We start from the raw sequence: 25,456 nt of genomic DNA on the forward strand, positions 1-25,456 counted from the left end.
GTCATATGTAATGCTGAATATTCTTATTTATAAATTTTTTTGCGTTGAGCTCACTATCAACGTTTAAAATAATGAATATATCGGAGAAAAGCTGGCTTTATTTATATGGCCCAGTAAGATGAAATTTACTCAATGGTAAATTTAGCTTATTGGGCATTTTTGTGCCGATCAGCTTTAAAGGGAAATTTTTACAGGATGTTGTTATGCTAAAAATGTTGGCTTTGGATCGTTTTACCATTCTACTTTTTGTAATGGTCATACTTGCGACTTTTTTGCCTGTCAGTGGTCAAGCTGCAGAAATTTTTGGCTATATTACAACGGCTGCAATTGCCATTTTATTTTTTCTACATGGTGCAAAGTTATCTCGTGAGGCTGTGGTTGAAGGCATAATGCATTGGAAGTTACATGCTTTAGTTTTTGCTTTTACCTTTGCATTATTTCCATTATTGGGTTTAATGGCGAAACCAATCCTCGTGCCGATGTTAGGGCAAGAGTTGTATTGGGGCTTTTTGTTTATGTGCTTTTTACCTTCGACAGTACAGTCTTCCATTGCATTTACTTCGGTAGCACAGGGTAATGTTGCTGGTGCAGTCTGTAGTGCATCATTTTCAAATATTATTGGTATGTTTATTACCCCAGTGATGGTGGCCTATTTTATTCTCGGCCAGTCACAACATAACTACGATCCGACAGCATCTATTATTCAAATTACGCTGTTATTACTCATTCCCTTCATTTTAGGGCAGCTCCTCCGTCCTTGGGTGTTTCCTTATATGAAGAAAATGCCAAAAATCGTCAAGGTATTTGATCAGGGCTCAATTTTGATGGTGGTCTATGGTGCATTCAGTAGTGCAGTGGTGGCAGGGCTATGGCATCAAGTGAGTGGTATGACCTTATTCCTATTGATTGTGGCGTGCTCTGCCTTGTTAACGATCATTATGTTATTGGCGCTATATGTACCACGTTGGTTGGGCTTTAGCCGAGCTGATCAAAAGACGATTTTCTTTTGTGGTTCTAAAAAAACCTTGGCGAGCGGCGTGCCCATGGCACAAATTTTATTTATTGGGCAGCCGATGGGGATGATAGTTTTACCGATTATGATCTTTCACCAAATTCAGTTGATGGTCTGTGGTGTGATTGCCAACCTTTGGGCAAAACAAAGCCGTGGGCAAGAATAGGGCGAGATGAGTACGTCCTTTTAAAATACCTTATATAGATGAAAAAAAATCATGAAAATTAAAAGAGGCTTCTTCATTTTATTCTTGGGTTTGAACACAGTCGTTCATGCCCAAGAGGATTTATCCGTAAATAGTAACCGTGATGTCATTGAAAAAATGCCGCTCATCAGCCTGCAGCCCATGTTGGATTTTTGTCGTGATCGACAACCACAGATGAATACGGAATTAGATCAGGCTTATCAAGCTGCCAAGCTAAAATTAATTGCTGCGGTTCAGGCTGTCCGTTTTAAGGGTGTAGAGCCATTAAAAGCAAAAGATGTTGATTTGCCAGTCGATGCACAATTTAAACAGCAGCTTCAAGGCATGTTAGAGGGCATGAGCAAATCATTACAGCCAGTAAATGCAGCGACGTTTTGTCCTGCATTTATTGAAAAATTAAAACATTTTGATCAAGCCCAATTTCAGCGTACAGTCGAATTACAATATCAGAAATATTTAGAGCAAGCTCAACCTAAAGAGTAGAGTGATTCAGCCTTGAATATCTATTTATTAACAATAAAAAATCAGCTATAATTTGCCCCAACTTGTTGTGCTTAGCTCTGGCGGTATCCGTCTCGGTGGGCCAAAAGAATGGTCTGTTATGGTGTTGGTCTGCTTTTTTAAGCCTTCCTTGTAGTGATGCAAGAGTGATCAATTGCGATGACAGCTAAACCTTCTTAAATCTTAGGAGTAATCGACGATGCGCGCCGATATTCACCCAAAATATGAAACTTTAGTTGCTACATGTTCATGCGGTAACGTAATTGAAACTCGTTCAGCTCTTGGTAAAGAAACTATTTACCTAGACGTATGTTCTGCTTGCCACCCATTCTACACTGGTAAACAGAAAAGCGTTGACACTGGCGGTCGTATCGACAAATTCAAACAACGTTTTGCTGGTATGTCACGTTCTATCAAACGTTAATATCCAAAACGAAAAAACGGGCTTTATGCCCGTTTTTTTTGTGCCGATAAAAAGATAAACCTTAAATCGGCAATGTTCAGAACCTTATTGGTCCTGAACATCGATGAGATGGTCGAGTTTCTTTTGGAAATAATCACCTTGAATAAAACGAGCTTCTACATTCCAAGCATTGGCAAACAGGGTCATGTCATTTAATTCACGTAGCATGATTTCAACAGTTTTGATTTCATGATAAGTGGTAATTTTTTCTTGGAGCTCTTGGCATGACTTGTCGTTTGCAAGCATTTGGGTCAAGCTTGAATCTAGTGTTAAGCAGTGAACATCCATTTGACGTAATAATGATTCGCTAAACATCGAATGACCAAAATTACGTAAAGCCAGTTCGGCACCATTTTTACGAAGTTCAATAAATGCTTTTTGAGCCGCATCAATATTGAGCTGAATGTCTTCTTCTGCAAATTGTAAAATTAACGGATTTTTCAATTTACTACGAATAATCGTAATGAGTTTTGAAATAAACTCAGGGAAGGTGCGGTCGTTATATAGCACTTCCTTGTTCAGGTTAACGATTAATTTAGCTTCAGGGAACTGAGTAATAAAGTTGTGTAGCTGTTTACACGATTCAACCAAGATCCAACGATCCAATTTAATGGATAGCTCTGAGTCTTCAGCCAATTCACGTAGTTGGGCGATATCTTTCCATTTATTTTCAAAAATAAAGCCGCTGGTTACTTCATAAGTATAAAGATGAGAATCTTCTTTATCATACAGTTGCTGATATTTAAGATGAATTTCACCGCGTTCTAAGCAGGTGCGAAGGGCCTTGATAACAGGAGCTTCATCACTAACGACAATCGGTGCAATTTGCGCTTCTGGTGTACCAAAATCCAAACTTGGAATATCAATTTCTAATGGAATAGTTAAGTCGATTTCAGGTGCTTGTTGGTTGGTTGGTAGCGCAGTATTAAAGGCTTTCGCAATAAAGGTATCAAAATGTGCTTCATCACGAATATCGCTGTCTAAAACACTGTATCCTATGCGTAAATTTAATGGATAAGTTTCATTGTTTACACTGAGTAATTGAGGTTTGCTCAGGGTGTTAAGACCAATCAACTTAGACTCAAGTTTGAGCTGATTATCCGCTTGGAATAAGGCAACGATTGCACCATTATCTAAACTAAATAATGGAGCATGAGTCTGATCTTTCAAGAAGTCTTTAATATTGGTGAAATAGCTCTTATAAGTATTCCAATCTTTTTGAAAAATCGCATCAGAACAAGAAGCCAATGTAAATAGAACCAATGCATTTACATTAGCAGGTTGCTGGCCAATGGTGCGGTTGAGTTGTTGAAATGCTTTTGGTTTTTGTGGGCTAGCTTCAACTGGAGCGTTGCTTACAGCATTGCTGCTTTGACTGCCAATTTCAATTGCGAGCTGTAAAGCATCTTCTTCAGCCGCGGCAATAAATTCGAGTTTTAGTGGGTTTTGCCCAGCCACTGCGATATTTTGCGAAACAAGATCAAAACGTCCTAAATCGAGCTGTCCTTGGCTGATTTTTTTAAAGCGTTGCTTAAAGTCGTTGAGGTCAGTAGGTTGTAATAGATCGAGTAAAGGCAGACCAATTACATCATCTTCATTTTTTAGACCAAATAAAGTGAGATATTCAGCATTGGCTTGAATGTGAATGCCTTCTTGAATCACGGCAACCGCTTTACGACTATCTTCAACTAAAGACTGGGTTTGGATTTGAGCTGTTTCGAGCTCTTCCATTAAATGTTGCTGCGATTGTTGTAGGCGACTAAAGGATAAAGCACGGATTAAACCAAAATAGAAACTCTCAGGTTCAGCAATATCGACAATGTCATAAATCCCTTTTTTGACTAAACTTGCATATTGTTCTGCTTGATAGTCCTCGGGTTTAAGTAAAATAATCGGTAAATTCGGTTGGCTCGATAGTTGAACTAAACTTAAAGCTTGTTCATATTTTAAATCATAAGCACGTCCAAAAATGATCAAGTCCCAATTGAGATTCAGCTGTTTTTCGAAATTTTGTAAATCATCAAGTAATATGGCATGAACTTGATGTTCGCTGTCTGTCAATAAATCACGTATCTGGTTAAAACGTATTTGATTATCATCAATAATGAGTAATCGAGTTTCCGTACGTTTTAGTTTTTTGGATAGTAATGGATTTCTCACTTTAATGCTTCCCATAAGTCGTTATTTTTGATCTCATTGCTCTGTTTCGCAATATAGTCTTTAACGACATTTTCTTGCTCTTCATTCAATAATTCATATTCAAAGCGAATAAAGCTTTGTGTCACCAACTGCGCTTTGGTGAGATAGACTTTGATGTCTTCTTTGCCTAAGCGAAGGTGGATCGTTTGTTTCTCTCGGAAGAGATTTGCCCCAGGTAAAATTAAGGTCGTAGACACTTGATCAAGTTGTGTGGTCTGTACCAATAAAGCAGGTTGATGATTTGTTGTATTGCGGTCGGTACGAATATGGGCTGAACATGGATACAAATCTTGAGCCAGTACTTCGAGACCCAATTCCAAACTTTTTTCAGTCGATTGTTTGATCCAACGAACAACACCGCCACGCCATTGGCTTTGAGCATTTTCTTGGATCAAAATAAATTCGCCGGTTTTTAAATTAGCAGGGGTAGGGCCAGTCCATTTAATGCGATAACCATTCACACTAATATCTAATACGTCAGCAGTATGAATCTGTTTTGCTTCACGATCTAGCGCTTTCGCATTAGTCATGCCTGTTGGCATATTTGAATCATGCGAATTGACAAAAGAGGCTTCATTGTGGAATTGATAATTGCCTTCTAAATCTAAAGTTTCGTGGAAGTTTTTACCTTTAGAGAGATAGAAATGCGCCACCATTAAGCTAAAGCAAATATTAATTTGCGCAGAATATTCATAACGTTCATGACGGCGTTCAGTGTTGTTGGTCAAAATATTATGAATATGGAAATATAGCGCTGGAGTTAAAAATAACTTTTCATTTTTAGATAAATAATTGGCATTTCTAGTTTGCGTTTCGGTCAAATGATCGAGCAAGTTTTGCGTTGAAATGTATACATTGGCTTGATAAGACCGATCTTGTTTTGAGTTATAAATCGGTGGGTGATCTTTTTTCGTGTCTACAACATAGCGTGAAAGCGTGGTTTCTTTCGGTAGGATTTGAACCAATTTTGCCCAGTCAAAGCTACATAAATACAAACCTTGGATTTCAGCAGGGCGAATCTGATGATTATTGAAAATATCTAATAAGATTAATTGTGCATAAGCTTGAGCAATATTTGCAATTTGATGTTGAGTACCCAGTAACTGATTGACATTACTTTGGTAGAAATTGTGTTCAATGGCACATTCAATCAGTTGATGTGCCGCAATCCATTGACCTGCAGTCGGTGTGGCATACAACATATGTTGTTGATACAACAACAGTGTCAGTTGTTGCAACGCATAGTAGATTGATGCAATTCGAGCGGTTTGTAAGCTTTTTTTATGGCCGAATGAAAAAATCGAAAACTTTTGTTGATTAAGCTGCTGATTACATCGTTTGGCAATATCAATATAGATTTTGGCAAAGTGACTGCGTAAAAGCATCGCCAATTCAATGATTTGGTCATTACGATCCGTGGTAATGAGGCTTTGATTGGTAAAGTGTTTTTCTAAGCTTGTGAGCACACTTTCCATAGTCGGATGTAAAATTTGAACCAAATCAAAACGTAACATCTCTTGGCATTTCAGCTCGGAGATTTCAAGTAAGGCATTGAATAAAGCTTTAGATGAGGTACCCAATTGTAAAATTGAAATACCGTTTAACCACTCTTGCAGACCTTTAGCATTGGTCGGACAAAAGCTTAATTTATCCAGCTTTAATTCAGTCGGATTGTAAAACGTATCTGAAGTATGCGTGGTCATCTTTATTATTTAACTCAAAAAGTTGAAGCCCCAAAAAGCGGTGTCTTGTTTTTTTCGCCCGCTATTTCCCGTACAAGTTTAGGAACCAAATAACCAGGTAGGTTCTCTAAAACTTTTTTATAAATTAAATCAATATCCTGAGCTGGTGTATCAAAATGATGAGCACCTTTTACTTTATCCAGAACATGCAAATAATATGGCATTACACCTGCGTCGAATAAGCGGTAACTTAAATCGACCAACACTTCTGCAGAATCATTAACCCCTTTTAATAAGACTGCTTGGTTCAGCACGGTGATTCCTTGTTTGACAAGCTGTTGAAGCTGGCTGCACGTGAAGTCATCTAGCTCTGATGGATGATTTGAGTGTACCACTAGAATAATGCGTAGCCTACTGTTTTTTAAATTAGAAACCAGCTCTTCATCGACACGGTTGGGGATTACGATAGGAACTCGTGAATGAATTCTCAAAAATTTAATTTGTGGCAAAGTCGATAAACGTTCAATCCACACTTGAAGTTTACGATTTGATAGTGTGAGCGGGTCTCCACCACTTAAAATCACTTCATTAATATCGGGTTGTTGTTCAATATATTGTTTAATGTTTGCCCAATCGTCATTTTTAGGCAGGTTTTCTTGGTAGGGAAAATGCCGGCGGAAACAATAACGGCAATGGACCGCGCAGGCACCGGTTAAAGTCAGTAAAAAACGAGACTTGTACTTATGTAATACCCCTGGCTGTTGGTTAGCCTGCTCTTCACCTAAAGGGTCGGTGACAAAACCGGCGTGTTCTTCAAGTTCCAAATGATGCGGTAGGACTTGGAGTAAAAGCGGATCAAGCGGATTACCTTTTTGCATTTTTTCGACAAAAGCGCGCGGCACACGTAGGCGAAACTCATCTGCTGCGAACTGAGCACCCGATAATAACTGATCATGCGAAAGTTCTAATACATCGAGTAATTCTTGAGGATTTGTAATCAAATCACTCAATTGGGTTTGCCAGTTTTGCTCTTGAAATAAATAGTTTATCATGCCGATTGTTTAAAAAATGCAGAAAGGTGAGTAGGGAATATTGCTGAAATTAATGCGTCGAACTTTTAAGTGTAAGCTGAAATAATTCCGATAAAGCTCACAACGGATGAAGCCTACGAAACATTTATTAAGTTTCAGTAAACAGCAATTTTACCTGTTTGTGGGCATTGTATAAACAAAGTTCTTTAATGTCTGAGTGTAAGTTAAGCAGCTTGACCCCTTTAATGGGGATTTTTTCGTTGCGACATGGTGCATTGGTCATTTAGAATACGCAATATCACATTAATGTGCATGTGGCAGCCAATGTTACAGTCAGTACTTGCTAAATGACATGTTACAGCCCATAGCATCTATAGATTAAAGTTAGTAAGTTTGGAGTGAGCCAGTCATGGCCTATTATTCTACGAATGATTTCAAGTCAGGCCTTAAGGTCATGCTTGACGGTAACCCATGTTCAATCATGGAAAACGAATACGTAAAACCAGGTAAAGGCCAAGCTTTTAACCGCGTAAAATTACGTAACCTTAAAACTGGTAAAGTTTTAGAAAAAACTTTCAAATCTGGTGATTCACTAGAAGCTGCTGACATCCAAGAAGTTGAAATGAACTACTTGTATAACGACGGTGAAATGTGGAACTTCATGGATCCAGAATCTTTCGAACAAATCGCTGCTGATAAAGTTGCTATGGGTGACGCGGCTAAATGGTTGAAAGATGACTCAAATGAACTTTGCACAATCATGCTTTGGAACGGTGTTCCTTTAACTGTGAGCGCGCCCAACTTCGTTGTATTAAAAATCGTTGAAACTGATCCAGGTGTACGTGGTGATACTTCAGGCGGTGGCGGTAAACCGGCTAAGCTTGAAACTGGTGCAGTTGTACGTGTTCCATTATTCGTACAGCAAGAAGAAAGCGTTCGTGTAGACACTCGTACTGGTGACTATTTAGAACGTGCATAATGGTTTAAAAATAGACTATTATCGAAAGGGATGAAGTGATTCATCCCTTTTTTTATACCTATTGGTTTAAATTTTTATTCCAAAGTATTAGATGAAAAAGCCCATAACAGGAGTAGAGTTTCAAGGGAAGAAACAGCAGTACCTCGAACAAGAAAAATCAAGCTGATTTATTTCAACATTTATGAGGGATTGAGATGGAAACCATTCAACCGAAGTCAGGAATGGCTTCAAAGATTATCTGGCTGTTTGTAGCCATTCTAGGTGCCGTTTCATTCGGCATACTAGCACTCAGTCGAGGCGAGCATGTCAATGCAGTTTGGCTGATCCTTGCAGCAATCTGTGTGTATAGCATTGCATATCGTTTTTATAGTTTATTTATTGCCAATAAAGTCTTTGAACTGAATGAGCGACGTTTAACGCCTGCCCATCGCTTAGCTGACGGCTTGGATTATGTACCGACCAATAAAAGCGTTCTATTTGGTCACCACTTTGCTGCGATTGCAGGTGCAGGCCCATTAGTCGGACCGATCCTTGCTGCGCAAATGGGTTATTTGCCGGGAACAATTTGGCTCTTGGTGGGTGTTGTTCTTGCCGGTGCGGTTCAAGACTTTTTAGTCTTGTTCATCTCAACGCGTCGTGATGGTCGTTCACTCGGTGAAATGGCAAAACAAGAACTGGGTTCTTTTGCCGGAATCATCGTGATGCTTGGTGCACTTGGCGTGATGATCATCATTCTTGCGGTACTTGCTTTGGTTGTTGTAAAAGCGTTGACCAACAGTCCGTGGGGTGTTTTCAGTATCGCGGCCACTGTACCGATTGCGATTTTCATGGGTATCTACATGCGATTTATCCGTCCGGGTAAAATTGCAGAAGTGTCGATCATTGGTTTTGTACTGATGATGGCAGGGATTATCTATGGTGGTGACATTGCACAGCACCCATACTGGGGTCCATTCTTTACACTTTCAAGTACTGAACTAACTTGGTGGTTGATTGGTTATGGTTTCGTGGCATCAGTTTTACCTGTTTGGTTGCTGCTCGCTCCACGTGATTACCTATCGACCTTCTTGAAAATTGGTGTTATTGCAGGTTTAGCAATCGGGATCATGTTTGCTTTACCTGAAATGAAAATGCCAGCGGTAACGCATTTTATTGATGGTACGGGTCCTGTATTTGCAGGCTCAATGTTCCCATTCTTGTTTATTACCATTGCCTGTGGTGCAATTTCAGGTTTCCATGCGCTCGTTTCTTCAGGAACGACACCGAAGCTTGTGAATAATGAAAAAGATATTCGCATGATCGGTTATGGCGGCATGTTGATGGAGTCTTTTGTTGCGATTATGGCTTTGGTCTGTGCAACGATTCTTGAGCCTGGTGTGTATTTTGCGATTAATGCACCAGCAGCTGTGATTGGTACAACGGTTGAGTCCGCTGCAGAAGCAGTTCGTACATTAGGCTTCGTGGTAACACCTGAAGCATTGACCTTACTTGCACAAGAAGTGGGTGAAAATTCGATTCTGTCTCGTACAGGTGGTGCGCCAACATTTGCGATTGGTATGGCTCACATTATTACGGAAATTTTCAATAACCGTTCAATGATGGCATTCTGGTATCACTTTGCGATTCTATTCGAAGCACTCTTTATTTTAACTGCTGTGGATGCAGGTACGCGTGCATGTCGTTTCATGGTGCAAGATACAGTGGGTATCGTGGTTCCTGCGGTTAAGAACTCACATAATTTCTTCGGAAATCTGTTGGGTACCGCTGTGGCTGTCGCAGGTTGGGGCTTCTTCGTTTACCAAGGTGTGGTTGATCCGCTCGGTGGTATTAATAGCTTATGGCCGCTATTTGGTATTGGTAACCAAATCCTTGCTGCGATGGCATTGATCTTGGGTACAGTGATTTTATTCAAGATGAAAAAACAAAAGTATGTTTGGGTGACGATTATCCCAACAGTATTCTTGTTTATCACTTCTATGACCGCTGGTTGGCAGAAGATTTTCCACGAAAATCCAAAGATTGGTTTCTTGGCTCAGGCAGATCGTTTTAACGCAGCAATTGCGAAAAATGAATTGTTGGCACCTGCAAAAACCATGGCTGAAATGCATACGGTTGCATTGTCGAATCAAATCAATGCCGGTCTTTGTGCATTCTTTATGATCGTGGCATTTGTGATGTTATTTGCAGCGATTGGTGTGGTGCGTCGTGCCTTGGCAAATCCAAATCCATCGGTGAATGAAGCAGAAGCGATTTACCGTGACCCAGCTGAAATTAATCCGTCAAATTCAGCACATTAATAGGGGAATATGAATGAACCTGAAGTTTGCAAAAAGTGGAAAAACGGTGATTTATAAAATCATTAAAATGACCATTATGTCGCAGAAGGATTTAATTCTGAACCCGAAAAATTGGTCACGTATTGCGACACTGTGGCAACGTTTACAGCAAAGCTTCCGCCTGATGGTAGGTGTGCCAGATTACCAAAACTATTTGGAACATATGGCAAAACATCATCCTGATTTGGAAGCGATGGATGCAAAAACATTTTATCGCCACTGTGTGGATGCACGTTATCCATCAGCTGGTGGTGACATGAAGAAGTGTCCTTGCTAATGCTTTGACTCGAGCTAAAAATCTAAGAAAAAAGCGTTCTTCGGGACGCTTTTTTATTGCAAAATTTTGATCAGTCGAAGCGAAAACAACGTTTTTGTATACTCAATAAATATCAAGCGTATGTATTTAAAGTATTGAACTGGGTATGGCTTGGAGATAAACACTGTATTTTTAAATAAAACCCTGTATGTTAGTCATTCATTTAACTTTTTTATTGGGGAATAAAAGGTGTTTTGGGGATCAGAGAAAAGCCAACAAAATAATACATCAACGCTTTTAAGTGAGCAGAGCCTTGCGCCTTTTTACCCGAAAATAAATACATTCCTCGAACAAATTAACCAAATTATTTTGGATAAAAACCAGCAAACCAAATTGGCTTTAGCTTGTCTATTGGCTGGTGGGCATGTGCTATTTGAAGACTTACCTGGTTTAGGAAAAACGACATTATCTAGCGCCTTGTCACATTTAGCGGGATTAAAGTTTCAACGGATTCAATTTACCAATGACATGCTGGCCAGCGATGTGATTGGGGTAAATATGTTTAATCAAAAAGAACATCATTTTGAGTTTAAATCTGGGCCGATTTTTACCCAAATTTTATTGGCAGATGAAATCAACCGTTGTAGTCCAAAGACCCAAAGTGCTTTATTGGAAGCGATGGAAGAGGGGTATGTGACGGTTGATGGTGTGCGCTATGCTTTGCCTCAACCATTTTGGGTGATTGCGACACAAAACCCTTTATTTCAAAGTGGTACTTATGCCTTACCTGAGTCCCAGTTGGACCGGTTTTTAATGCGTTTGTCTTTAGGTTATCCATCGCGTCAGGCAGAGAAATTATTGCTCCAACAAACTTCACGCCATGATCTGATTGCGGCATTAGCACATATCTTTAATGAATCAGAAATTTTACAACTACAAGGCTTTGTCGAGCAGATACATCTGAGTGATCGTTTGATGGATTACATTTTGGATCTTGCTGCTGAAACACGTAAAGGGAGACATGGTCTTTCTACGCGTGGTGTTTTATCCTTAAAGAAAGCTGCGCAAGCCTATGCGCTGATTGAGCAGCGAAATTATGTGAATCCTGACGATGTACAAGCCGTTTTTACAGCTGTGGTATCTCATCGAATTGGGTTGTCAGATCTTGAAGCCTTTAAGCTTTTAGAACAAGTTTCGATTCAATAAAGGAGTTGAACCTTGGCTTCGATGTGGCAGCAATGGATTGAACGTCGATTTAAAATCGATCAGCACAAGCAGCTGACTCAAAAAGACGTCTTGATCTTTATCTATCAGCAAGGCTACTTGTATTTGGTGTTAATTTTCATCACCTTTATTGCAGGTGTGAATTATGCCAATAACTTGATTTTAGGATTTTGCTTTTTAATTAGCGCCGTATTGTGTATTAGTTTCTATATTACTTTTAAACAGCTTCATGCGTTGCAGATTCAAATAAATGTTGTTGATACCCCGCAAGTAGGTGAATTACTTTCGGTCGATATTTACTTTAAACAAGATGTAGAACAGGCGCGATATTTGTGGATTAAAACTGAAAATCAGCTACATAAATTATTGTTCAATACGCAACAGCAATGCTTTCAATTAAATTTTACAACCAGCCAACGCGGTTTTTTTCAGATTCCACCCATACAAATTTATAGTGTTTATCCCTTTGGTTTGGTTCGGGCCTGGACGTATTTGTACGTACAGCAACCAGCGTGGGTTGCACCTCAAGCCAGTTGGCATTCCGTTGAAAATAAGCAACAACAGCAAAATTTTGAACCTGATCTTGATGAATTTCGCGAATTACGGAGTTTTCAGACGGGGGATTCACTTCATGCGGTGTCTTGGAAACAAGCAGCACGAGGACAAGGCTTATATGTGAAAGTCTTTGAACAATATGAAGATCTAAAGAAATTGGAGATTCATTATCACTATATGCCAGCTCAAAGTCATGAAGAAAAACTTAGTCTTATGATGGGTTTGGTCGAGCAGGCTGAGCAAAATCACGATCAATATGCACTGTATTTACCTAATGCTGAGTTAGCATCAGGCACTGGAGCACTGCATTTTTCCGAAGCTAAACGGTTATTGGCGCAGGCTTGATTTATGATTGAAAATACCATACGCCGCTCCATACTACTCACTTTAGCTTTGGTGCTCATTGCACAAATGCTTTATATCCCTGTGGCGACATCATTAGTATTTTTAGTCATTTGGCTTATTTTATTACTCAATACCCGCGCCAGTAAAAAACCATTTTCTAAAATTTTAACTTATGTGCTGACATTGACAGCATTATTTAGCATTTATATAAGCCATAAAACCTTTATTGGTGTTGATGCAGGGGTTGCAGTACTCAGTACATTTTTATTTGCTAAATCTTTAGAAACAAAAACACGTCGTGATGTAATTATTTTATATAACTTTGCGATGTTTGTGATTGCCAGTAGTTTTTTGTTTAGCCAGTCTTTTGCCATGGCATTGGTTATTTTATTGGCGTTGTTGAGCTGTTTTATTGGGTTGTACCGTTTACAGACCGTTGGTTTTAGCCAAGACTCAAGCGGTGAAATACAGGCGATTAAACAAGATATTGGGCATGTGGGAAAATTTATTGGCTTAGCTGTTCCATTTTTTATTTTACTGTTTCTCTTTTTTCCACGCCTGCCACCGCTATGGCACATTCCTATTCCTGAAAATAAAGCCACAACAGGGATAAGTGATAGCATGTCTCCGGGCGATATTGCTGAGTTATCACAGTCGAGTAGTTTGGCTTTTCGTATAATTGGAGATATTCAAGCCTTGCCACCACGTACAGAGCTGTATTGGCGGGCGATGGCATTAGATGAATATGATGGTTCTAAATGGACCAGTCATTTTTTTAACCAGAACGTTATACAGCTGAATCCAGCCGAGTTAAAACCCAAGCGGACATTGAATTATCAATATTTGGCTGCCGACCCAAGTGTGATGTGGATTATGTCGTTGGAGCAATCCGTTCCCAATGAAGCACGTTTTGCATTAGGTCAAGATGGTCGAATTACACCCTACCGATTAACAGCACGCACGGAGCCGATTCAACTGAAATGGTTAGGACGTGCAGAGCCGCCACAAATAAAAAATGTAGCTTTACTTGAAAAATTAAACACTCGCTATGTTGAAAACTTGGATGTTCAATCACAACAATTGGCCCAAACATTATGGCAGCGAAGTCACCAAAATCCTGAGCGTTATATTGCAGAAGTTATGCAATGGTATAAACAAAATCGCTTTGCATATACCTTAAACCCAGGTGTATTGGGGCAAAATCGGATAGATGATTTTTTATTCGGATCAAGACAGGGCTTTTGCGAACATTTTGCTTCGAGCTTTGCAATGTTGATGCGCTATGTTGGTGTTCCATCGCGTATTGTCGTGGGATATCAAGGTGGTCAATTAGCACCAGATGGAAAAAGTTGGGAAGTTCGTCAACTTGATGCACATGCGTGGACAGAGGTTTATGTCAATCAACATTGGCGTCGAATTGATCCTACAGCCATGATCGCACCTCAGCGTATCGATGGTGGGATGCAGGATTATATGGAACAAGATCGGACAATTTTTGGGAGACAGCAGTCGACTTGGGCCTATCAACAATTTTCGATGTTGAAAAAAGTCCGTGTATGGAGTGATTATGCGAGTTACCAATGGCAGAGTAAAGTGGTGGGTTACAATGCAGAATCACAGCAACAATGGTTTAAAAAGCTCGGTACAAATTCTGCTTATGCAGGTGTTTTAATTCTTATTTTGAGTATTGGTGGCATTGTAGCATTATATTTTATATGGATTTTGCGGAAAAAAAGAAAAAGTTTAAGCCCGCTTGAAAGAGAAATTACCAATTTCGCAAAGAATTTACCCTTGAGCCAGCAAAAATTGACTTCTGAAAGTTTTCGGCATTGGTTACAACGTTTGGCAGAAAATGTACCTGAACATGAAAGGCGTTCATTTGAACAATCCATCAAGTTATTTGAGCAGGAAATTTACGTAGGTACTCCGCTAAGTTCTCAAGATATTCAATGTTTTAAGACTTTGCTTAAAACTTGTACGCAAAGTTTAAAAAACTCAGAAAAGGGCTTGTCATAAAAAATAAAAATGAATATGATGCTTGGACTTCAGGTGTATAGCTCAGTTGGTTAGAGCGCTACGTTGACATCGTAGAGGTCTCCAGTTCGAGTCTGGATATACCTACCAAATTCAAAAAGCAGAATCAAAATGATTCTGCTTTTTTTTATCTGAAATTATTAGGGTCTGTTGACATTTACTGTTCATAATTAACCCTATAAAGGTAGCCATAAAAATATACAGGCTAAAGCAACAGAACTTTGATAATTCCTTTTGAGCTTGTCATATCGAGTAGCTATTCCTCTAAATTCCTTTAATCTGCAAAACATATTTTCAACTAAATGCCTGATTTTATATAAATACCAGTCCATATGGTCATTGTTCGATTGGCTATTCGTTTTCCTTGGTATATTCGCTTTGGTCTTTGTTTTCCTGATCTGTTCACGCAGTGGTTCTGAATCATAGCCTTTATCTGCGCATACCACTTATGTCTCTTTTAAATCTAATGTTGATATTAAATCAGGTGCAACTTTAACATCATGTATGGTTCCATCGATAATCATGAAATCAATAGGATTGCCATGTGCATCAACAATCAAATGTATTTTTGAGGAGTTTCCTCCTACACTTTTAGAAATAGATTGATTCGCTATGCCGGCAGAATGTTGATGAGCACGTACATGAGAGCCATCAATAAAAATCCACTCCATATCGGGGCATGAGGCTAGTAATTTAAATAATCTAAGTAACTTACCGCTGCTTGACCAACGATTAAACCGTTTGAAAATAGAGTTTGAATGACTAAAACAAGAAGGAATATCTCGCCACGGACAGCCTGTTCTAATTCTATAGAGAATAGCTTCAATAAAATTGCGTAAATTTGAGTTGTGGTGAATGGATAAATTACGCAGAATAACTTTCAACTTTTGCCAGTGTTGATCTGTCAGCATGGTACGAGGCATAGCGAATAGTAAAATTGGGTTTGGCGATTTGATTTTACTACTTCGCTATTTTTTAAGCTAAAAGTGTCAACACACCCTAATTAAAGTGTTATTAAGACTATAGTTGAATCAAATCTACTTATATGTAAGGTGTTATTCGCAATCGTTTTCAATCGTATTTGGCTTGAATAGATTCATATGGATTGAGTCGTAAAATAATCATGAGATGGAATTGGGTGTAAATGCATCTATGTGCAAATACATCAATTTGGATATTGGTTGTTTAAGTGATTAAGCCAAACTTCTTTGGCTCAAATATCTGCATTTATGACTATATATAGTAGTGCTTGATACAATGTGTGCTTTAGCGGATTGTTTGAAACAAAAGAGCCGCATTCTATGCGGCTTTTAATTGAGCAAATATATTATGCCGCTTCAGCTTCTAAAATTTCAAAGTCATGGGTAATTTCTACACCACCGTCCATCAGCATTTTGCTCGCAGAACAGTATTTTTCAGCAGAAAGTTCAACCGCTTTTGCAACTTGCTTTTCCTTCACGCCATGACCAGTGATTACAAAGTGCAAATGAATTTTAGTGAATACAGCAGGAATAGTGTCGGCACGTTCTGCATTTAATTCACAACGAACATCGGTAATGTCTTGGCGTGCTTTCTTTAAAATCGTCACAATATCGAAAGATGCACAACCACCAAGTCCTGTTAAAATCAGTTCCATTGGGCGCGGACCACGGTTTTCACCGCCATATTCTTGTGATCCATCCATCATAACAGTGTGACCACTTTGAGTTTTTGCTTCAAAAGCAACATTCTCTAGCCAATGAACACTAGTTTGCATTGCAAGTCCCTAAAAAAAGCTATAAATTTACGCAGTACCTGTACACTAACATAAATTGAGTTGATAAGGAATTTCAACTCTTACGTGTGACAAGTTCACTTTAGGTCTTGTGCGATCTATAAATTATCCATATTCGGAAACTGTTAGCATGACTTCAAACTTTTCACAACTTAGCACAGATGCGCTATCTCCGGGGCAGTTACCTGAGTCGGTGAAGGCATTATTAAAACGTGCATATATCAATCGTTACCCAAAACGTACAACAATCGTTGATGCGGGCTCAGAATCTAAATCTTTGTATTTAATTCTTAAGGGTTCAGTATCTATCATTTTACGCGAAGATGATGAGCGTGAAATTGTGGTTGCGTACTTAAATGCGGGTGACTTTTTTGGGGAAATGGGTCTATTCGAAGCAAATGCACAGCGTACTGCAGAAGTGCGTACGCGTGATGTATGTGAAATTGCTGAGATTACCTATGAAAACTTTCATGAATTAAGCAAACAATACCCAGACTTAAGTTATGCGGTATTTGCACAGCTTGTACGTCGTCTTAAAAATACGACACGGAAAGTCACTGACCTTGCGTTTATTGACGTGTCAGGTCGTATTGCACGTTGCTTAATTGATTTATCTTCACAACCAGAAGCAATGATTTTGCCGAATGGTCGTCAGATTCGTATTACTCGTCAAGAGATTGGTCGTATTGTGGGTTGTTCCCGTGAAATGGTTGGTCGTGTTCTAAAAACACTTGAAGAGCAAGGCATGATTGAAACTGATGGTAAAGCGATTCTAATTTTTGATGCATCGCTTGAAGAGAAAAGCCAATTGGCTTCAGATGATTTCGACGACGAAGAATAATCAGTCTTCCGAATCTAAAAAAGCAAACTCAGGGGTTTGCTTTTTTTATGTCTATTCATTTCTCACTATTATAGCGGAAGCAACCTTTCGCACATTTTTTGACAAATAAACAGAAAATTATGATTTAAACAAAGCCGATATCTTAGGTAAGCTACTTCGTGACTTATATATTGATATTTAAAATAAAGAGGGAATTTGTGGCATGCAATTTAAACCATTGGCACATAGCGGAATTTTAGTTCCAGAAATTTGTTTAGGCACTATGACGTTTGGTGAACAAAACACCCAAGCAGAAGCTTTCGAGCAACTGGATTATGCTTTAGAGCGTGGTCTTAACTTTTGGGATACTGCAGAAATGTATCCTGTCCCACCGAAACCTGAAACCCAAGGTTCAACTGAAACTATTATTGGTAACTGGATTGCAGCTCGCGGTGGACGTGATAAATTAATCTTAGCTTCAAAAATTGCAGGGCCGTCACAAGGCGGTAGTCATATTCGTGACGGGCAAACTAAATTTATTGCTTCGGAAATTGAGTCTGCTCTAGATCAATCTCTTCAGCGCTTACAAACAGATTACCTTGACTTATACCAGCTGCATTGGCCGCAACGACCAACCAACTTTTTCGGTAAATTGGGTTTTGGCAATGCCGAAGCGAACAATACGCAAACCATTACCAATTTAGAAGAAACATTGGTTGCTTTAAGTTATGAGGTGAAAAAAGGCCGAATTCGTACTATTGGACTCTCCAATGAAACACCATGGGGAACTTTAAAATTCCTACAACTTGCAGAAAAGCATGGTTTAGAAAAAATTGTCAGTGTGCAAAATCCGTATAGTTTATTGAACCGTACTTATGAAATAGGTTTATCTGAAATTGCACACTACGAAGGCGTGGGCTTATTGGCATATTCTCCATTGGCATTTGGTTATCTAACAGGTAAATTCCGTCATGGTGCGCGTCCTGCCAATGCTCGAGTGACACTATTTTCACGCTTTAGCCGCTATTCAAATGCGGAGAGTGAATGGGCAACAGAACAATATGCACAATTGGCAGAACAGCATGGTTTAACGTTGACACAGTTAGCACTAGCATTTATTAAGCAGCAATTTTTTGTCACCAGTACAATTATTGGTGCGACAAATCTAGATCAGTTGAAAGAAAATATTGATGCTTTTGAGGTGAATTTATCAGAAGACATTTTAAAAGGGATTGAAGCTATTCATCGCCAACAGCCAAATCCTGCACCTTAAGCTGAACTTTTTAGTGGATTAAGCAAAAGCCTGCATGTAAATGTGGGCTTTTTTGACATTTGTATTATTTAAGCAAATGGAAAATCATTGAATTTTATTGTCAGAAAGTCAGTTGAGTTGACAAGAAAATTGCCTAAAAATACATATGTATTTAAACAATATAATAAAGTACTAAATTCTTCAATAAATGACTTGAAAAGTATTCTATTTATACCAATATTATAATTGAGATTTATCTTTATCTTAAAATTAACTCATTGAAAAATATTTAAAAAATGTATTTGAAATTTTAAATATGACTCCCATATATGCTTCAAGTACAGAATTTGTTGTGAGGAATAACAAGAATGCGATTCGAAAAATTTACAAACCGTTTGCAGCAAGCATTATCCGATGCCCAATCTTTAGCAATGGGGAAAGACCATACAGCCATTGAAGGAATCCATATTCTTTCGACATTGCTTGAAGAGCCGTCGAACCAAAGCTTGTTACAACAGGCAGGTGCTAATCTTCCTGAGTTAAAAACCAAGCTTCAGCAAGCCCTACAGGATACCGCCACCATTGCTACGCCGACAGGGGACATCAACCTAAATCCTGAAGCAGTCAAGGCGCTGAATTTAGCTGACAGTTTTGCTCAAAAAGCTGGAGATGAGTTTCTTTCTACAGATTGGGTGATTCTAGGTTTAGCTGAAACGGGTAAAACCAAAACCTTATTAAATAGTGTAGGCGTAACGACAGATAAATTACGCAATGCAATTGAACAAATACGAGGCGGTGAACAAGTCATGAGTAATAACCACGAAGATCAACGTGATTCACTCAACAAATATACCTTAGACCTCAATGCACGTGCATTAGAAGGTAAGCTAGATCCAGTTATTGGTCGTGACGAAGAGATTCGTCGTACCATTCAAGTTTTATCGCGTCGTAGTAAAAACAACCCCGTACTGATTGGTGAGCCGGGTGTGGGTAAAACGGCAATCGTTGAGGGCTTAGCACAGCGTATCGTCAATGGCGAAGTTCCTGAAAGTCTGAAAGGTAAACGTGTACTTTCACTCGACCTTGGTTCATTGCTTGCAGGTGCAAAATACCGTGGTGAATTCGAAGAGCGACTTAAAGCCGTTCTAAAAGATTTAGCCAAATATGATGGCGAGATTATTCTTTTCATTGACGAATTACATACACTTGTTGGCGCAGGTAAAGGCGATGGTGCAATGGATGCTGGTAACATGCTTAAACCTGCATTAGCGCGTGGTGAGCTACGCTGTGTAGGTGCGACGACACTTGATGAATATCGTCAATATATCGAAAAAGATGCGGCTCTAGAACGTCGTTTCCAAAAAGTGATCGTTGATGAACCGAGTGTGGAAGATACCATTGCGATTTTACGTGGTCTAAAAGACAAATATGCAACCCATCATGGTGTGCAAATTTTAGACTCAGCGATTATTGCTGCGGCAAAAATGTCGCACCGTTACATCACAGATCGTCAGTTACCAGACAAAGCCATTGATTTGATTGATGAAGCAGCATCACGAATTAAAATGGAAATTGACTCAAAACCTGAGCCATTAGACCGTTTAGATCGTCGCCTAATTCAATTGAAAATGCAGTTAGAAGCGGTGAAAAAAGATGCAGATTCAGTCTCAAAAGCTGAAGTTGAGCACCTAGAGAAACAAATTGCTGAAGTTCAAAAAGAATATAGTGATTTGGAAGAAGTGTGGATTGCGGAAAAACGTTTGGTTGACGGCACGAATCAAGCTCAAATTGAGCTAGATAAAGCACGTACTGCCTTTGAAAAAGCACAACGTGAAGGTGATTTAGCAGAAGCTAGCCGTTTGCAATATGGTGTTATTCCTGAGTTGCAAAAACGTTTGAATGAAGAAGAAGTTGCCGAGGTGAATGAAGAACCAAAACTGATTCGTACCAAAGTCACTGAAAATGAAATCGCTGAAGTGGTAAGTGCGGCTACAGGTATTCCTGTTGCGAAAATGCTGCAAGGTGAACGTGAAAAACTCTTACACATGGAGGAGTTCTTACATAACCGTGTAGTGGGTCAAGATGAAGCTGTCGTAGCAGTGTCGAATGCGGTGCGTCGTTCTCGTGCAGGATTATCCGATCCAAACCGCCCAAGTGGTTCATTCTTATTCCTTGGGCCTACAGGTGTAGGTAAAACTGAGTTAACCAAAGCTTTAGGTAATTTCTTATTTGACAGTGATGATGCGATTATTCGTATCGACATGTCAGAGTTTATGGAAAAGCATTCGGTGAGCCGTTTAGTAGGTGCGCCTCCGGGCTATGTGGGTTATGAAGAAGGTGGTGTGTTAACCGAGGCTGTTCGTCGTAAACCTTATAGTGTAGTGTTGTTTGATGAGGTTGAAAAAGCACATCCAGATGTCTTTAACATCTTACTTCAAGTGTTGGATGATGGTCGATTAACAGACTCACAAGGCCGTGTGATTGATTTCAAAAACACCGTGATCGTGATGACCTCGAACTTAGGTTCAACCGATGTTCGTGAATTAGGTGAAAACCCGTCGAAAGACGAAGTTCGCGCTGTGGTTATGGCTGCGGTATCTGAACATTTCCGACCTGAATTTGTGAACCGTATAGATGAGTTGGTGGTTTTCCACTCTTTACAAAAAGCGCAAATTCGTGGCATTGCGGATATTCAGTTGGATCGCTTACGTTCTCGTTTGGCTGATAAAGATATGAGTTTGGCGGTTGAAGATAGTGCCTTTGAATTACTTATCGATGCTGGTTTTGACCCTGTGTATGGCGCACGTCCTCTAAAACGTGCCATCCAACAACAAGTTGAAAATACACTGGCACAGAAAATCTTGTCAGGCGCGTTCCAACCGGGCGATACGATTGTTGTTCAAGCGGAAGGAGATCACCTAAGTTTTGACAAGATGAAACTCAATTAAAAGGTACAAATTAGCCACGTTCAGTTGTAAAAACAGAAACCCGGTTTAGGCCGGGTTTTTTAATTTTACGCTTGTCGTAATTTTCGTTTAAATACGTAAAGTTGATTGCATTTCATCATTTTCACCCACTAAGATGACGTCCGCACACATCCAACGAGATGACTGTGTTCTGTAAAACAAAAACAATATCGCTCGTTCATCATGAATGAATGGCAACAGGGAATTATGATTATGATGGAATTTAAACTGCTTAGGCAGATCAAAAAAGAACCTTATAGTTTATATAAACATACTGGTGACATCACTGTTCAAGAACTCAAACGCATGTATGGTATTTATCAAAAGTATTATGCCAATACCCGTTATGAAATTTTTGAACGCGACTTCTTAGAAAAAACCGGTGTTTTTTTTATTATTGAACCGAAAAATAATCAAATTGTCGGATTTTCGACGGTTATGGAACGTGACTTTGTTGTTGATGGTAAAGCCCGACATGCTTTTTTCAGTGGAGATACCATTATTGAGAAAGAGTATTGGGGAAATCGTGCATTAACTAGAGCAATGTTCCGTTATATTATTAGTTTTAAATTTCGTCATCCAAGAACACCTATATATTGGATTTTAATCTCTAAAGGCTTTAAAACTTATCTGCTCTTAGCCAATAACTACTACAGCTACTATCCACACTATGGTGAGAAAAATGCTCATCTCAAAGACTTTGTTGAATCGTACTGTAAAGAATACTTCTCAGAATATTATAACCACGAAACGGGTCTGCTGAATTTTGGCGAAGACTATCAACCACTCAAAGCAGATGTTGCGCCCATCACCCATGAAATGCGCGAAAATAATACCAAGATAGCTTTCTTTGAAGATAAGAACCCAACTTGGGTCGATGGAACAGAACTTCCGTGCATTGGTGAATTACGCTGGAGCGATTTATACCGTTATGTGAATCGATTCTTAACCAAGACCACCAGTGTGAGCAAACATGATAGCAAGTTACGTTATAAGTCACGTACATTACATATTGCGACAGGTTCTGACTCGAAGGTGGCCTAATGGGATTGCTTCTCACCACTGCACATCAAGTTTTGAATATTGCCTGCCGCAAAGCGTTTCAACGCTATACACAGCAGGCAAATCAGCTAGAAAATGTGCAACGTAAAAAATTAAGCCATTTTTTAAAGCAGCACATTTCGCAAAATTTAAGCTATGAGCAATTTGCCAAAAAGTATCCGCTTTCTCGTTATAGCAATTGGAAAAGCCAAATTGAACAATCCAGACAAAGTGGCAAAAATAGTTTGGGGCCTGAAAAAATTGTACGGTTTCAACCGACCAGTGGGTCGAGTGAAGCAATTAAATTCATTCCCTATACTCAGGCTTTTTTAGATGAACTGGATGAGGCTATTGGTTTATGGCTGACTAATTTATATCGGACACACCCACAACTTAAAAATTCAACGCATTATTGGTCGGTTTCATGGTTGCCTGAAAGCCAGCGAAAGCTTTTAGAAAATAGTAATTTAAATGATGACAGTGCGCTGCTTAATCTGTCGAAGCGAGTGTTGAGTAAAATTACTCAATCGGTACCGACTGAAATTGCGATGGCAAATTCAGCCGAAGATGCCATGTTTGCAACCGCGGTGTATCTCGTTGCAGATAAGCATTTAGGCATGATTTCGGTATGGAGCCCTACATTTGCATTGCAATTGCTGGATATTATTCAAGAACATCAAGCTGAAATTGTACAGGTCTTAAAAACTGGACAATGGCAACGTGATGGTTTGAGTTTTCTGCAAGTTCCTAAATCTTGTCAACAATGCTATCGCTTACAAGACTTGGATTTAACCCAAGCAACGGCGTGGAAAAAACTGTGGCCTAAACTCAGTCTGGTTTCGAGTTGGGATACAGCGAGCGCAGAGCAGTGGGCAGTACAGCTACAGCAACGAATTGCAGGGGTGGCATTTGAGGGTAAAGGTTTATGGGCAACTGAAGGCGTAGTGACGATTCCATTTGCAAACCGTTTTACCTTAAGTTATCAGTCACATTTTTATGAATTTATTTTGCAAGACAGCCAAAAAGTGGTGCCATCGTGGCAACTGAAAGTAGGTGATATTGTTAGTCCTGTGATCACGACAGGTTCAGGATTAATTCGTTATGTGATTGATGATGAATTAGAAGTCACCGACTTTTATCAGCAAGTGCCATGTTTCGAATTTTTAGGTCGTAAAATGACGGTAGATTTGGTCGGAGAAAAGCTCGACCACAATGCTGCAGTTAAAGTTCTTGCAGAGTTTAAACAAGCGGATTATTTGCCGATTAGTATCTTGGGTATCGAACAATGTTCGGTTAAAAAACCGCACTATATTTTACTCAGTGAAGGCAATGTAGATAAACAACCATCCGCTCAAGCACTAGACCGTTTGCTTAAACATAATTTTCATTATGAATTGGCACGCGATCTAGGGCAGTTGGATGAACCTGAAGTGGTTCATGTACAAGATGCATGGGACTACTACAAAACATTAGCCATGAACAATGGCATGATTGAAGGGAATATTAAGCCTGAGCCGCTTAAGAAAATGAAAACAAAAATAATTGAGTATTGAGATGGATATTGATGTGTTAGATGCACCGTTCGAAGAAACGGCGCTATATCATTCAAAGAATGAGACTAAGTTTGCGGTTCGAAATGCGACTGTCGAAGATGATGAGCAACTAATGAAAATTAGTGCTGAGACTGTGCCAAGTAATGGCATTACCTTATCTTATGAACGTCACCCGAGTTATTTGGCTGCTAGCCATGCACAGTATAATCGACCAGATTTAAAAGTGGTTGTCCCTGTGGATGATCCATCTATTGTGATTGCGATGATGAATTTGGGATGGCGTTATTGTTATATCAATGGTCAGCCTGACCTAATGCGTTATGTCGCCGATTTAAGAATGAATCCAGCGTATCGTGGTGCTAAAGTCATGCGCTTATTGATGGACTATCTCCATGATGAAATACCACAAGACACGATTTTTGAAAGTGTGGTTTTAAACGACAATATTGTCGCTGCCAGTATTTTACATCATGAAAGATCTGGATTTCCGCTGCCATATTTTTATGATGAAATTCGAACCTTTACCGTTTCACAGGCAGTGAAACCAAAAACTTTCAATCAATATCAATTTAAAACCCTGACTGCTGAACGTGTAGATGAAGCGAATGATTTCATTTTAAAAATGAAAGACCATTATAATTTTTTACCTAGCTATGATTTTAATGCTTTGGTAGATGGTCAAAATCCATTTTGGGCATGCTTAAATCTAGATGACTTCTATTTGATTTACGATCAGCACAATCAGTTGGTTGGACTTTATGGCTTATGGAATCAAAAAAGTTTTAAACAAACTCGAGTGATCGATTATTCAAGGTCATTAAAGTTGATGAAACCTTTTTATAATGCCTATGCCAGTGTGCGTGGTGTGTTATCACTGCCACAAATTCAGGGAACTTTCGATTATTTAATGCTGCACAGTCCACTATGTCATCCTGAACATCTAGATGTATTTGCAAGTTTGATTTTTCATGCCAAGCAACAGACCAAGCGACGTGGCAAAGAAACCTATTGCATCACTTTGGCAGAGAAGGACCCACGTATAGGATGGATGAAAAATACGACCTCACATGTGTTAAAAGCCAAGCACTATTTTCATAGTTTTAAAGCCAATCCATACGCTGCTTTTGATCGTAAACGTATTAGTTATTTTGAAGTTGGGCGTATATAGAGGAAGTGATAACGATCAAAAAATCAATTAAAACTGCCAAATCAATCATTTAAAATCATT

Annotated in this window: 19 protein-coding genes, 1 tRNA gene and 1 pseudogene; 16 read left to right on the forward strand and 5 right to left on the reverse strand. The window is 39.2% G+C overall.

What is annotated here, in order from left to right; all coding sequences use genetic code 11:
* Nucleotides 1-203: 203 nt before the first annotated feature.
* From FTV04_RS00500 to rpmE, 3 genes are all read left to right on the forward strand, one after another.
* On the forward strand, nucleotides 204-1,178 hold the full coding sequence (locus tag FTV04_RS00500; RefSeq protein WP_180026456.1) for a bile acid:sodium symporter family protein: 975 nt from the start codon (nucleotides 204-206) through the stop codon (nucleotides 1,176-1,178).
* Between the two features lie 51 nt (nucleotides 1,179-1,229).
* Nucleotides 1,230-1,700, forward strand: coding sequence for a hypothetical protein (locus FTV04_RS00505; RefSeq protein ID WP_180088107.1), 471 nt, complete (start codon nucleotides 1,230-1,232; stop codon nucleotides 1,698-1,700).
* Nucleotides 1,701-1,917: 217 nt separating this feature from the next.
* A complete protein-coding gene (rpmE, locus tag FTV04_RS00510) occupies nucleotides 1,918-2,142 on the forward strand; it encodes a 50S ribosomal protein L31 (protein ID WP_078190165.1) in 225 nt (74 codons plus the stop codon).
* An 84-nt stretch (nucleotides 2,143-2,226) separates the two neighbouring features.
* On the opposite strand, the gene FTV04_RS00515 is transcribed toward rpmE, so the two are convergent.
* From FTV04_RS00515 to epmB, 3 genes are read right to left on the reverse strand one after another with little or no spacing between them, the layout of a single operon-like run.
* Nucleotides 2,227-4,356, reverse strand: a complete 2,130-nt coding sequence (locus FTV04_RS00515; protein WP_180088109.1) for an EAL domain-containing protein — start codon at nucleotides 4,354-4,356, stop codon at nucleotides 2,227-2,229.
* Nucleotides 4,338-6,083 carry a GTPase gene (locus FTV04_RS00520; RefSeq protein ID WP_180021984.1) on the reverse strand — a complete coding sequence of 582 codons (1,746 nt, stop codon included), beginning with the start codon at nucleotides 6,081-6,083 and terminating at the stop codon, nucleotides 4,338-4,340. The genes FTV04_RS00515 and FTV04_RS00520 overlap by 19 nt, the downstream gene beginning before the upstream one ends.
* Nucleotides 6,084-6,097: 14 nt before the next feature.
* Nucleotides 6,098-7,114, reverse strand: coding sequence for an EF-P beta-lysylation protein EpmB (epmB, locus tag FTV04_RS00525; RefSeq protein ID WP_180010399.1), 1,017 nt, complete (start codon nucleotides 7,112-7,114; stop codon nucleotides 6,098-6,100).
* Between the two features lie 388 nt (nucleotides 7,115-7,502).
* On the opposite strand from epmB, the gene efp reads away from it, so the two are divergent.
* The 7 genes from efp (at nucleotide 7,503) to FTV04_RS00560 (ending at nucleotide 14,912) form a co-directional block, all read left to right on the forward strand.
* Nucleotides 7,503-8,072 carry an elongation factor P gene (gene efp / locus FTV04_RS00530; protein WP_067762759.1) on the forward strand — a complete coding sequence of 190 codons (570 nt, stop codon included), beginning with the start codon at nucleotides 7,503-7,505 and terminating at the stop codon, nucleotides 8,070-8,072.
* A gap of 194 nt (nucleotides 8,073-8,266) precedes the next feature.
* Nucleotides 8,267-10,369 carry a carbon starvation CstA family protein gene (locus FTV04_RS00535; RefSeq protein ID WP_180088111.1) on the forward strand — a complete coding sequence of 701 codons (2,103 nt, stop codon included), beginning with the start codon at nucleotides 8,267-8,269 and terminating at the stop codon, nucleotides 10,367-10,369.
* A 13-nt stretch (nucleotides 10,370-10,382) separates the two neighbouring features.
* On the forward strand, nucleotides 10,383-10,685 hold the full coding sequence (locus FTV04_RS00540) for a YbdD/YjiX family protein (RefSeq protein WP_078190160.1): 303 nt from the start codon (nucleotides 10,383-10,385) through the stop codon (nucleotides 10,683-10,685).
* A 228-nt stretch (nucleotides 10,686-10,913) separates the two neighbouring features.
* Nucleotides 10,914-11,870 (forward strand): MoxR family ATPase, encoded by a 957-nt coding sequence (locus FTV04_RS00545; RefSeq protein ID WP_180009341.1) that lies wholly within the window; start codon nucleotides 10,914-10,916, stop codon nucleotides 11,868-11,870.
* Between the two features lie 12 nt (nucleotides 11,871-11,882).
* Nucleotides 11,883-12,788: a DUF58 domain-containing protein gene (locus tag FTV04_RS00550; protein WP_180088113.1), complete on the forward strand. Its 906-nt coding sequence runs from the start codon at nucleotides 11,883-11,885 to the stop codon at nucleotides 12,786-12,788.
* Nucleotides 12,789-12,791: 3 nt separating this feature from the next.
* Nucleotides 12,792-14,804, forward strand: coding sequence for a DUF3488 and transglutaminase-like domain-containing protein (locus FTV04_RS00555; RefSeq protein ID WP_180088115.1), 2,013 nt, complete (start codon nucleotides 12,792-12,794; stop codon nucleotides 14,802-14,804).
* A 31-nt stretch (nucleotides 14,805-14,835) separates the two neighbouring features.
* Nucleotides 14,836-14,912 (forward strand) — tRNA-Val (locus tag FTV04_RS00560).
* Nucleotides 14,913-14,998: 86 nt separating this feature from the next.
* Here FTV04_RS00560 and FTV04_RS00565 read toward each other — a convergent pair.
* A pseudogene (locus tag FTV04_RS00565) lies at nucleotides 14,999-15,745 on the reverse strand (IS5 family transposase).
* Nucleotides 15,746-16,149: 404 nt separating this feature from the next.
* On the reverse strand, nucleotides 16,150-16,578 hold the full coding sequence (locus FTV04_RS00570; protein WP_180088117.1) for an OsmC family protein: 429 nt from the start codon (nucleotides 16,576-16,578) through the stop codon (nucleotides 16,150-16,152).
* A 148-nt stretch (nucleotides 16,579-16,726) separates the two neighbouring features.
* Here FTV04_RS00570 and crp point away from each other — a divergent pair, with 148 nt between their 5' ends.
* The 6 genes from crp to FTV04_RS00600 all read left to right on the forward strand — a co-directional run bounded on the left by crp (nucleotide 16,727) and on the right by FTV04_RS00600 (nucleotide 25,396).
* Complete coding sequence (gene crp / locus FTV04_RS00575) at nucleotides 16,727-17,437, forward strand: cAMP-activated global transcriptional regulator CRP (RefSeq protein ID WP_078188629.1); 711 nt, start codon at nucleotides 16,727-16,729, stop codon at nucleotides 17,435-17,437.
* Nucleotides 17,438-17,639: 202 nt separating this feature from the next.
* Nucleotides 17,640-18,689 (forward strand): NADP(H)-dependent aldo-keto reductase, encoded by a 1,050-nt coding sequence (locus FTV04_RS00580; RefSeq protein ID WP_180088119.1) that lies wholly within the window; start codon nucleotides 17,640-17,642, stop codon nucleotides 18,687-18,689.
* 347 nt (nucleotides 18,690-19,036) lie between these two features.
* Entirely contained in the window at nucleotides 19,037-21,616 is a 2,580-nt protein-coding gene (gene clpB / locus FTV04_RS00585) for an ATP-dependent chaperone ClpB (protein WP_180088121.1), read from the forward strand.
* Between the two features lie 225 nt (nucleotides 21,617-21,841).
* Nucleotides 21,842-22,678: a hypothetical protein gene (locus tag FTV04_RS00590; protein ID WP_306669391.1), complete on the forward strand. Its 837-nt coding sequence runs from the start codon at nucleotides 21,842-21,844 to the stop codon at nucleotides 22,676-22,678.
* Nucleotides 22,678-24,228 (forward strand): GH3 auxin-responsive promoter family protein, encoded by a 1,551-nt coding sequence (locus tag FTV04_RS00595; protein WP_180007877.1) that lies wholly within the window; start codon nucleotides 22,678-22,680, stop codon nucleotides 24,226-24,228. The genes FTV04_RS00590 and FTV04_RS00595 overlap by 1 nt, the downstream gene beginning before the upstream one ends.
* Nucleotide 24,229: 1 nt before the next feature.
* Nucleotides 24,230-25,396 (forward strand): GNAT family N-acetyltransferase, encoded by a 1,167-nt coding sequence (locus tag FTV04_RS00600; RefSeq protein ID WP_180088123.1) that lies wholly within the window; start codon nucleotides 24,230-24,232, stop codon nucleotides 25,394-25,396.
* Nucleotides 25,397-25,456 lie beyond the last annotated feature (60 nt).

The sequence above is a fragment of the Acinetobacter sp. YH12219 genome (genome assembly GCF_013417875.1).
GTDB lineage: Bacteria > Pseudomonadota > Gammaproteobacteria > Pseudomonadales > Moraxellaceae > Acinetobacter > Acinetobacter amyesii.